This is a genomic window from Chryseobacterium edaphi, assembly GCF_025628985.1.
Classification (GTDB): domain Bacteria; phylum Bacteroidota; class Bacteroidia; order Flavobacteriales; family Weeksellaceae; genus Chryseobacterium; species Chryseobacterium edaphi.
Map to the genome: position 1 here is coordinate 829,217 of NZ_JAOTEM010000001.1, position 11,422 is coordinate 840,638.

The 11,422-nt window shown below is 31.4% G+C and carries 11 protein-coding genes; 3 read left to right on the plus strand and 8 right to left on the minus strand.

The annotated features are described in order from the left end of the window. Nucleotides 1-95: 95 nt before the first annotated feature. Both NZ698_RS03875 and NZ698_RS03880 read right to left on the minus strand, forming a co-directional pair. Nucleotides 96-752, minus strand: a complete 657-nt coding sequence (locus tag NZ698_RS03875; protein ID WP_263001774.1) for a 3-keto-disaccharide hydrolase — start codon at nucleotides 750-752, stop codon at nucleotides 96-98. Nucleotides 753-811: 59 nt separating this feature from the next. Further along, entirely contained in the window at nucleotides 812-4,354 is a 3,543-nt protein-coding gene (locus NZ698_RS03880) for an SIR2 family protein (RefSeq protein ID WP_263001775.1), read from the minus strand. Nucleotides 4,355-5,073: 719 nt separating this feature from the next. On the opposite strand from NZ698_RS03880, the gene NZ698_RS03885 reads away from it, so the two are divergent. Further along, nucleotides 5,074-5,562, plus strand: a complete 489-nt coding sequence (locus tag NZ698_RS03885) for a hypothetical protein (RefSeq protein ID WP_263001776.1) — start codon at nucleotides 5,074-5,076, stop codon at nucleotides 5,560-5,562. Between the two features lie 101 nt (nucleotides 5,563-5,663). Here the strand turns inward: NZ698_RS03885 and NZ698_RS03890 are convergent, their stop codons facing one another. The 4 genes from NZ698_RS03890 to NZ698_RS03905 form a co-directional block, all read right to left on the minus strand. Then, entirely contained in the window at nucleotides 5,664-6,422 is a 759-nt protein-coding gene (locus NZ698_RS03890; protein WP_263001777.1) for an alpha/beta fold hydrolase, read from the minus strand. Between the two features lie 87 nt (nucleotides 6,423-6,509). Next, entirely contained in the window at nucleotides 6,510-7,364 is an 855-nt protein-coding gene (locus NZ698_RS03895; protein ID WP_263001778.1) for a helix-turn-helix domain-containing protein, read from the minus strand. Nucleotides 7,365-7,397: 33 nt separating this feature from the next. After that, a complete protein-coding gene (locus NZ698_RS03900) occupies nucleotides 7,398-8,066 on the minus strand; it encodes a DUF2461 domain-containing protein (RefSeq protein WP_263001779.1) in 669 nt (222 codons plus the stop codon). Nucleotides 8,067-8,162: 96 nt separating this feature from the next. After that, nucleotides 8,163-8,861: a DUF1826 domain-containing protein gene (locus NZ698_RS03905; protein WP_263001780.1), complete on the minus strand. Its 699-nt coding sequence runs from the start codon at nucleotides 8,859-8,861 to the stop codon at nucleotides 8,163-8,165. Between the two features lie 275 nt (nucleotides 8,862-9,136). Here NZ698_RS03905 and NZ698_RS03910 point away from each other — a divergent pair, with 275 nt between their 5' ends. Further along, nucleotides 9,137-9,610, plus strand: coding sequence for a thermonuclease family protein (locus NZ698_RS03910; RefSeq protein WP_263001781.1), 474 nt, complete (start codon nucleotides 9,137-9,139; stop codon nucleotides 9,608-9,610). A 74-nt stretch (nucleotides 9,611-9,684) separates the two neighbouring features. Here the strand turns inward: NZ698_RS03910 and NZ698_RS03915 are convergent, their stop codons facing one another. Together NZ698_RS03915 and NZ698_RS03920 are read right to left on the minus strand one after the other, a co-directional pair. Continuing rightward, complete coding sequence (locus tag NZ698_RS03915) at nucleotides 9,685-10,245, minus strand: DUF6624 domain-containing protein (RefSeq protein WP_263001782.1); 561 nt, start codon at nucleotides 10,243-10,245, stop codon at nucleotides 9,685-9,687. Nucleotides 10,246-10,286: 41 nt separating this feature from the next. Then, nucleotides 10,287-10,565 carry a hypothetical protein gene (locus NZ698_RS03920; protein ID WP_263001783.1) on the minus strand — a complete coding sequence of 93 codons (279 nt, stop codon included), beginning with the start codon at nucleotides 10,563-10,565 and terminating at the stop codon, nucleotides 10,287-10,289. Nucleotides 10,566-11,101: 536 nt separating this feature from the next. On the opposite strand from NZ698_RS03920, the gene NZ698_RS03925 reads away from it, so the two are divergent. After that, a complete protein-coding gene (locus tag NZ698_RS03925; RefSeq protein ID WP_368407646.1) occupies nucleotides 11,102-11,422 on the plus strand; it encodes a DUF6660 family protein in 321 nt (106 codons plus the stop codon).

The following is an 11,422-nucleotide window of genomic DNA, read 5'->3' on the forward strand; positions in this document are numbered from 1 at the left end:
AACAGGCAATACCTGTAGTCAAATTGAGAATATTTGAAGCCAAATTGAGGATAGCTTTTGTTATAATTATTTATTCTCAAATAATGGGATTCAGCTTATTCCTTAGAAATCTTTTTAATTTTAATATCTCTGAAATCAATCGCGGAACCTTCATAATTCAAAGAGATTCTGCCTTCCACAGAAGTGGCTTCCGTAGCTTCGTTGACGAGTTTCCCGTTCAGATATTGAGTGATTTTGCCGTTGAGCGATTTAATGACAATAGAATTCCATTCGCCGTAAGGTTTTTCATTTTCGAGGAATTTTGGAGAAGTTACACTTGCTCCGGCTTCAACAAGTTTTCCGTTTACTTTTGCCGTTACTTGATCCAAAAAAACAAAATCTCCTGTCGTATTTTCTTTGATCTGAAACTGAATACCTTTTGGCCAGATTTTGTCAGGTGAATTTGTAGGAATGTTGTACATAACGCCACTGTTTTTCTTGCCTTTTCCTTTGTATTGCTCATCCATATTCCATCGGTAATCCAATGAAAGTTCAAAGTTGGAATATCTTTTTTTAGACATCAGATAACCGATATTTTCACCGTGCATTCTGATCATTCCGTCAGAGAACTCGTAGACTTTGACAGGCTCCATTTTTTCAGAACTTGTTTTGATGTAGGCGTACCAGTCATTTTCTGTCCAGGTTTTTTGTTGGGTGGTGCAGGAGTTTAGAATGAGGAGGAATAGGAAAGTGAGTGTTGTTTTTTTGAGCATAATATTGTTAATTTTGAAGAAAGGATTATGAATATTATCATTCCTATTTTCATCTAGAATTACTTGATGATTAACCTTTTGTTAATACTATCTTCAATATTCTCAATTGCTATGTATGCATTATTTCTTAAAATCGGATTTTCACTTTCTAATAATGGTTTTAATTTTTTATGTGCAAATTCCTCATCTCCAATCATACCAATAATTGTTGTCGTATAATTTTGATCATATTCATCATATTCGATTGTCATTTCTTCGAAAAGCCAATTCAATGTTTCTTCTGATAGATCTTTCTTCTTTAATTTTAGTCGACTTACAATAGATAACAATGCAGATTTATTTGCGTAATTTTTATCATTAAGTTTATTTAAAACTACTGATTTAATATGTTTAGAGCACAAACTTAAAAATTTTGGAACTGAATAATACCAGTAGAAATGATTTTCTTTATCTGCATTACTGTTAATATTTTTTTCCCAATCCTCTAATAAATAAATACAAATATTACTATCAATAAAATCAGAAATTTCATCCGATTCATTTATGTAATTTTCAATAATAAATTTACTACGTGCTTCGTCAGTTATATTTACTAATGGTATAATTTCTCTATTTAATTCTGAAATATTTAAAAATAAAATTTGATGAAGTGCTGAGCTATACTCAATCTTAAAATCACTTAAATGATCGATAATCACATTTTTTGAAAGCTGATTGAATTTATCGAAGATTATATTTGCTAAATTTATTTTGAAAGAACCATTTTTGGCAGTCAAAATTAATTGATGTGCTCTATTTATAATATCTTCAGAATTGAGATCTTTTAAATAATCAGAGAAGTGAGAACCGATATTATCGTTAGCAAGGTTTTCAAATGATTTTTCTACAATTTCCGTAGAAGTTATGATGTTTTTATCATATAGCCAACCATTACCTATCAAACTGTAAATTACTGCTCTTTTTAATTCATCATCTTTTTCATCTAGTAAATTGCAAATAAATTCTACTACTTCACTCGAACGATTACCATCTAATAACTTTATTGCCATTACTTTATCTTTAGTTCTTACAGATTTAAATAAATCCATAATTTTAGGTAAATATAAGCTTGTTTCAAAATGACTTAATATATAAGCAACATTAGCTATTAATAATTCATTAGAATCAATTTCATTTATATTTTTTACTTTATCAATAATTGCTTCTAGAAATCTCTCATCATTAAATTCAATTATAGCTTTAGCATATCCATTGGGAAAACTATTTCCCTTCTCAAATAACTTTTCTATAATTTTCGGAATACTTTTCTTATTATTTATTTTGGCAATAGTGAAGGCTACTTCGGGGCCAATTACTTCATCATCTAAAAATTCGATAATATCTGGAAGGTATTTTTTATCAGAAATAATATTGCTTATTAGCCAGCCCAACCTATCTTTCTTTCGCAATATTGTCTTCGGATCATTTAGACGAATTAAAAGTTGATCTATAAGTAATTTTTTTAATGTGGAATTTTTTATAGTTGCAAAATCATAAATTGAATAAGCATAAAAAATATCTTTCTTCACAATTTTTTCAATAACTTGTTTTGCTTTTTTCATATCTAATAGTGAGACAAATAGCATTATTGTTTCATCCCATCTTGAATCTGTTATTTTTTCATCTAATATAAACTCATCGACAGAATATAATTTTACTAAATGATAAGCAGATAAAAATTCCAAGATTGTTTGATGGACAAAACCGATTTTCCCTTCTCCATCTGGTAAAAGAAATTTTTTAGAAATTAAAATGTTAAAAAGATCAATTTTATCAAATTCAGACTGTGTTAGTTTTGTAATGAAATGAATTGGATCTATATTAATTTCTCCTAAGTTTGTTAATCGATATCCTATATCAGAAAATAGATCTAAGACACTAATTTTATAACCATAATCCTTTTCAATATCTTTATTAATAGATATAAAGTATTCACTTAACAATACTTTTGGAGTAATTTTATCTAAGGTAATACTTGTACTATAATCAAGGAATAATTTAAAAAAGAAAGGACTTGATAGGCTTCTTAGTAGCTGATTAGAGACATCATTTAAATTATAATTTTTTGATTCCAATGTACTTCTGACAAAATTATAATTTAGCCTTTTGATTTCAAATATTGGGAAATCAAGAAAAGAAATATAATTCAAACTTCTTGTAGAAATATGAAATTTATTGTTAGGATATTTTTCAATAAAATCTTTAAGATCCTGTTCAAAAAATTTCGTCTCATAATATTCTTTAGGAATTTCATTTACGGCGTCAATTATAATTGTATAAAGACCTTCATTCAATGTGATTTCTTTATCGATTGTTATTGGTAATGAACTACTAATCAAATCAAATAAACTTCCTTTATATTCCTTGCAATGAATCAAGATAGGAATGGAATGTTGTGTAAAATCATCATCAATAATATCTTTAGTCTTTGATGCAATTTGAGAAGAAAAATATTCTAACGAAGTTGATTTACCAGATCCAGGTTCACCAATAATAATTAATTTATTGTGATCCTGTAAAACTTGTTGAATTGATATATTCTTTTTTACCACAAACTCATTGGATTTACGACTAGGATTACTAACAATACCATCTAAATTAAAAAGATTTATTTTTTTTAAATCAAAACTGAATACTAATGTATCACAATATCTTAATAGTGCTAATTTATTAGAACTTGAAAGCTTAAAATCACCAATTTCTTTTTTCAAACTTAAATCATTTTTTAATTCTTCAAGTAAAATAAGTAAATTATCATGTTTTTTTGTTTTATCATTTATCGTCTCGTACGATATTAAACTAATACCATAATTTTTATTCCAGAATTTTTTTTCTAATTCTGTAACATTTGGCATTATTGCGAAATGTTGTCTAGTACCACCCTTATATGTTTCAGCTATGAAATCTTTAATCAATAGAAATGTTGGATCCGTTAGACCAAAGCCAAGATATAAAATAGGTCTTTGAATCAATAAATGTTTTAGTGTATCTATAGTAGATTCCATATTATATTTGATTCTTCTATAATCTTCTTGTGTCAAAATAATAGAGTCAACATTATGCATATCACCATGCGGCTTAAAAATAAATTTAGATGAGGAATGCTTTTGGATTGACGCCTGTTCAATCGGTTGGTCATTGTTTACCCTTCTTAGCATCAGTCCATTACGGAATTCTTGATACGCATTCTCTATTAATGAATCATAATTTGTTGTGATATAGCAATCAGAGCCTAATGATATTATTAATTCATGAATTTTATGTGATTTAAGATTTCTGTCAAAAAATTCTTCTTTGATGAATTCTGCAAAATCCGAATCAGTTGATAATGACTTACAATAGCTAGCAGCAATTAGTAAGTCTCCTTTATTGATTACGTTTATAATCTCTAGTTTTTCATTATCATTACAAATCCCATTTCTTTCCAGAAAATTTGAATAACTTAAAATTAGGTTATACCATGATGGTGCCCCTGACCAACTTGATATTCCAGATCCAATAAACAGTGTACATTCTTTCGATTTAAGTGATTCAATAAGTGATTCAGGAAATTTGTATATCATAATATTTTTATACTGGGAATTATTACAAATATTGCTAACTATTAAATGCTATATTGATTTCCAGATACTCATAACATATTATTTAGAAAAGCTTAGATGCAATTATAATTTTATATTTTCAAATATAATACTTATTCTTGTTAATACTTAATCATGATTTCTACTTAAAAAAAATATTAACAATAAGACAAAAATATAATCATTTTAATAAATGTTTTAAACTATCTTTATTATAATAACTCTCCAATAAACTTCCATATTCGTCTATCAAAAAAAGCTGGAAAATAAAATAGAATATCAGCAAAATGTAATTATACAATTCTAAAAAAATAAAATCCCCAACATTTTTTAAATAATAAAAAATATTATATTTGAAAAAAAAAATATTTATTTCGTATTTATTCAGTTTGAAAGAATGAATTAACCTTAATTTAAAAGATTTAAAGTTTATTTTGAATCATTTATAAGCAAATACTAAATAACCCAAACGTTTACCTGTGAAACGTAAAATTTTAGGGTGTAGGACGTAAACGTTTGGTGTGGAGACGTAAAATTTTAAGGCAAAAGCCTAAATCTTTACCCTCATGGGCGTAAAATTTTGCCTTGGTAACGTAAAATTTTGGTCGCAGAACCTTATTGTTTAGGTTTGACCTTCATTAATGCTAAAAAAATGAGTAGAGAACTCTGATAAGTAATATTAACCATTAAATAAAACACAAATGCCAATTGACAATTTGGGAAGACTGCACCTCAGTGCAGCGCAGAAAACAAGTATTTCAGATGCTTTAACAACAATCGAAGCGGTACTGCTAACCGTAACTCAAAATCTTACGACAGAAGAACGCCAGAGATTCGGCAGCGTCAATGAAACCAACAAATTGCTGGTCAACAAAGCACTCGATTATTACCAAAACCAACCGTCGTTAAGCAGTCCTGATGTAGATTGGGCAGAGTATGAGCTGGATTTTCAGGATCGTTCCTTCGCAGATACTACCGAACAGCGTATGTTGTCTGCAGTAAGAATGCTGACCGACTTTAAGATCGTTCATGATTTTGATAATTATCAGGATGCACTGACTGACTATGATTACAGCAAATACAAAGCGGGTACAAAAACACCGGGCTTTACTGAAAAAGTAGCCGATATGAAAGTGTTTTTTCCTAATAGCGGAGGATCAGGAACGCCACCTTCATCCAAAACAGAATAAGAATTTTTTCAGAATAGAACATAAAAAAAACCGGAAGCTTAAAAGTTCCGGTTTTTTATTTATACTGATCAGTCTGAGTCGAATAAAGTTTATTGAAATGATTATTTACTGTTAGCTGCTTCCAAGATCAATTTCAGTACTTCTTTTGGTTTTGAGATCATCACGACGTGACTGGCATCCACTTCAATGCTTTTGGCTTTCATTCTTTTTACGAAGAAACGTTGTAAATCAGGGTGAAGAGATTTGTCACTTTTTGCGACTACAAACCAGCTTGGTTTTGTTTTCCACGCAGCCTCAGTCACCGTATCTGCGAACACTTTTCCGTTGGCGGCATTCTGTGTGGCATAGACTACATCCTGTTGACTTGGAGACAAATCTTCAGCAAATACTTTTTGCACCCCTTCTCTGGTCAAAGTCATGTAGCCATTACTTTGTGCAAAATATTTTCCCAATTCTGTGGCTGGTGCTGTTGCAGACAATCCAGGAAGCGTTTCTCCCTTGTCAGGCGCCAATGCTGCTACATACACCAAACCTTTTACTTTGGGATCGTTACCTGCTTCGGTAATGACGAATCCGCCCCATGAATGTCCGATCAAGATCACCGGACCTGCAGCTCTGTCGATGGCTCTTTTTGTGAAAGCAACATCTTCTGCCAAAGAGTTCGTAGGATTCTGTACAGAGATGACATCATAGCCGGTTGCCAATAAAGTGGGGATCACTTCACTCCAGCTGGAGCCGTCTGCAAACAGACCGTGTACGAAAATGATGGTTGGCTTTTTTGAGTTGTCTTTGTTTTGTGCATTCACATTGACAGCTAAAAACAGGATTGCAAAAGCAATGATTGATTTTAATAATTTCATCTTAAAAATTTGTTTAAAATTGTGTGTCATTATTGACATGACAAAGATGCGAATGCGAAATGTGAATGGATTTGTAGATTCGTTCAATTACTTGGTTATTCTGTTCAAACGATAATTGGTCGGGGTGGTGTGGTATTTTTCACCAAAACTTTTGGTGAAATTGGCAACGTCATTGAAACCACAGTCAAAAGCGATATCGCTGATGCGTTCATTAGAAATCAGTAGCAGCTCGGCAGCTTTTTCCAGTTTTTTGTTTTTGATGTAATTGGCGGGTGTATCATTGTATAACTTCGCAAACTCCCTTTTGAAAGATGACAGGCTCAGATTATTCTCGTTCGCCAGTTCCTCAATCGATGCCTGTGAGTACAGATGTGCTTCTATAACTTGTTTGAAAGTATAAGTTGCCGGCGAAAATAGTTGAGAGAGAATCACTTGTATGGCTTCTGCATTTTGTGTCTGTGAAAGGAGGAGCACAATTTCTTTCAGTTTCAGGATCAGAATGTCTTCATTGACGAGGGTGGGGTTTTCAAAATAAAACAACAGTCCTTCAATGTACTTCTGGATCAGGAAGTCGTTGTTGATTTTTTCACTCGATTTATTGGAAATGGGAACTTTCGGTTTTTGAAGGATGATCGGTAATTCCCGGTCGTATATTTTCTTGAGAATCTCGGGATGGAAGGTTACAATCACAATTTCACAATTTCTGCCGGATTCCGAATTGTGCAGTTGCTTTCCAAAGTTGACACAGTTTAAAAACAGAGCGTAATTGGTAGGGATGTTAACTTCCTCCTCATCAATCTTATATTCAAATTCGCCTTCTTTGACAAAGAAAAAACAGGCCTGTTCAGCCACTTTAATATCAATTTTGAAAGGCGCCTCCAACACCAGTTTCTGAATCAAAGTTTTCCCGAATAATTCAATTGTTTTGTGGTCTGTTTTCATTTTGGTCTTTAGTTAGTCACTAATTATAAAAAATTATTTACCAATTGCCTCATTTAAAAAACGGTTAAAAGGATAAATTTCTTTCAGCACCTGTACGGTGTTTTTGACAAAATTTTTATCCTGAATCTCATCATCAGATAAAGGATGGAAAACTGTAAACTGCTTGAACTTCAAATAATCGCCCATCGGATCTTCCTTATCAAATCCCTGCGGAACTTTTACCAGCTTTGTTCCCTGTAATTCCAGAATGTCTTTAAATGATTTTTCATTAAGAATTTTCAAAAAGGCATCACTGTGGGAACTGATGGCTGCACGTATCGCTTTCAGATTTTTCGGTTCGGTCATGTAAACACCACCTGCCAGAAAAGATTTTCCCGGTTCGATGTGAATGTAATAGCCTGCATGATTTAATGTTTTGGGACCTTTCTCTACCAATGATGCACCGATATTCGTTTTGTAAGGTGTTTTGTCCTGGGAGAAACGAGTGTCTTTATAAATCCTGAAAATACATTTTTTAGCTTCCAGACGTTCTACGCTGCTGTCAAAATCGGCAACTTCAGAAATGATCGTATTCACTACGTTTTCAAAGTTCTCTTTGATTTGAAGATAGCGTTGTTTGTTTTCATTAAACCATTCACGGTTGTTATTGATTTCAAGGGTAGATAAGAAGTTCAGGACTTCAGGACTGACAGCTGTTGACATCGGTTTTATAATTTAAGATAAAGATATTAATTCTTTGAAGATTCTTACCACATCCATTTATTGAACTGTTGTTTTTTAATTATAATAATATTTAATCTAACATATCAAAAGAAGTCGGTACTCACCATCATTTTCAACAGGAGCTTTGTGAATACACGGTAAAACTTTTTGTTCCGGATGGTCTACGGCTAATCTCCAGAGATGTCCGCATCCTAAATTGACAGGTTGAGCATCAGCTTTCGGAAGATAGTGCAGATCAAAGAAATTGTCTTTCAGGAAGTCTTCAAATTCCGCTTCGGAACCCGTATGTAATTCTTTAAGTTTTTTCCGGATTTCAGGAATATGTATTTTTTGTACTGCCTGATCGTTGCCAATAATATCACTTGCAGGACCATGATAAGTGCTTAAAAAAGTATCTGTCGGAGTAGGGGAACGGTCTACGTGAAACGAATATACATCAGTAGATATAAAATCAAATTCTTCATCTCGATCGTAAATTTTCAGTAAATTCAGAGAAGGGGATGCTCCAAAATCAGTCAGTAATTTTAAATCGGCTAAAATGATTTCCCTTGCTATTTTACCATTTTCGGAAAGTTGTAATGCTAAAAGGTCTTCCTTGGAAACTTCTGTAATATTATCTTCCAACATAAGTTTAGAAACAATTTCTTTAAAATCTCCGGATAGATCTCTGAACCAACATAGTGAATTGACATCTCCCTTAAAATCAGTATTAATAAGTTCTGAAAATGTCTGAACCACTTGAATCTGGTTGTTATTAGAAAATGTATTGTTCATATTCCGGTAATAATTTATTCGTTTACTTTTTTACAAAAATAGTTGATCCATCATAAGATCAGTCAAGAAATGCATTGAAAGTTTTTCCAGCATTTTTAAAACAGTAATTTTAAATTTTAAATTTAAAATTATAAATACACTTATCTAACTTCAGATCCAATTTGTAGATTTGCAGATTGGATTTTGCGTTACCATAATTCTAGTCATCAAATTTACATCAGTACAAAGTTGATTTGAAATAATACATAAGTCCTTTAAAATCTGTTATTTTTAAAATGAGAAAAATCTTTTATTTCATATTATTTCTAAATTCACTTCTTTCTGCGCAGATCAAAGCGAAAATAGTTGGTATAAAAGACGGTGATACCGTTGTGGCTCTACTTGAGAACAATACACAGGAAACATTGAGATTAGCAGATGTCGATTGCCCTGAAAACAGACAGCCATTTGGGAAAAATGCAAAGCAATTTACCAGTTCACAGGTTTTTGGTAAGAATGTCATATTTTACAGAATCAGCAAAGACCGGTACAGAAGAACGATTGCCAAAATATTCTACGATAATGATAAATATCTTTCCGGAGAAATCATAAAAGCCGGATTTGGATGGTGGTATTACAAAGCTTCTAAAAATTTCAATTTAAAAGATGATGAGATTGCGGCCAGGAATAAAAAGCTGGGTTTATGGTCAGACAAAAATGCGGTTGCGCCTTGGGATTTCAGGAAAAAGAAGAAACAGCACCTTCAGTGATACTCTTTCTGTATGTCCATTGGATAATAATGTTCTTTACGGGTTTCCGTAAATAATTAATTTGGTTTTCAGATTTACTTCCAACCTATTTTTTTTCTCCAGATTATATAATCCTGATTTTGGCTTTCAATCTTTTCTATTTCTTCGATGGAAAGGATAGAATTTATTTGTACTAAAGTTAAATTAGGAAGATTAAACTCTTGCCTGAATTCATTGATTTTGTTTTTATTAATAACCGGAAATATGGTTTGGTCAGCATTTAATTGAGTTCCGAATTTCTGAGGAAGCCCCTGAAAGTATTGAATTCTGTCATATAAGTATGCAAGATTTTTACGATCTACATCAAAATCATTTTTTAACATTAATTCATAACATGACTTCATAAATTGAGGTTCTGAAATAGAATGTTGAATAATTAGCCAAGCTGCATTACTTGCTTCTTTACCAACTTTTGAAACGGTAGGAAATCCAATTTCATCAATTATTTTTCGAAGTTCTTCAGCATTTTCCCTGTGAACTTTTTCCATTTCGGGATGGTATTTTCCTTCAAACTCTTTGTCTTTTAATATTTTATTTCTTGTATTCAGGTCACGTTCTACCAATTCAATTAATCTTTTGGAATAAAAGTTTTCCATAATATAAAATTTGGAGTTGAATTCTGATAGGTATAGAATTATTATTTGCTTTGTTTTAAAGCATAAATTTCTTTCCGCAGATCGCTGATTGTTGTAATCGTGTGGTTAATATGATTAAATAGATTGTACAGGCTCAACTTGAGTTCTATATTAGAATCCATATAATTTGAGAAAGTGGGAACGATCACATATTTGCCGGATACTAAATTTTTTTCCAGTAAATACTCATCTTTAAGGTTTTTGATGATTTTGAAGTCCCTTTTGAGATAGGTTAATATCAGTTGATGAAGTAGGTTTTTATGTAATCTTAAATTTTTCATTGTGTTGAAAGCTCTTGCTTAATGATAACTTGTACATTTTAAATACAAAATATCATGCCATGAATTTTCAACATCATCAACATCATCTTAATAATCTAGACATAATCATGCTTTTACAAACTATTCATCTGATTATTTCTTATTATGTAGATTAAAATTTAAATATTTACAAATTATTGAAATAAATATTTTTTTTTAATTATACGCGATTTTTTGAAAACATAGACAATAATCCCAACAAAGAAAAAAATGCCGTCATCATAGTAAAAAGGAGCGAGACAGAAACCGAAATTTCTGAACTGAAATCAAAAAACGCGTATGCTTTTAAGAATAAAAATTCTCTGGCTCCGATGCCTGCAAACGAAATTAAACTGAGAATAGAGCTGCAAATCAATAAGATTGTCATTAATAATTGATGAAGTTAGTTTTTCATATTCCAGCATTCACTGATTCAGATTATTCACTGATTTATAAAAGAAATTTGAAAAATTAAATATTTGATATTTAAAAAGTATAATTCCTATATTTGTGTCTGAATGAAATTTCTTGTATTCATATTCACATTTTATCTCATGGCAATTTCTTTGGTGCCATGCAGTGATGTGGACGAGAACTCCGGTTTTTCGGAAACAAAAGTTGAAAGACTGCAGGATAATCATCAATCAGGGCACAGCGATGTTTGCAGTCCTTTTTGTACCTGCAATTGCTGTCAGATGACAGTTGCATCTTTCAAAATCGAACCGTTATTAGATTTTCCTGCACACATTCAGATCTATTTTTCAAAGAAAATTCTTTTTCAGAAAAACGATTTCGCCTATCAGGTTTATGACCACATTTGGCAACCTCCCAAGATTTAA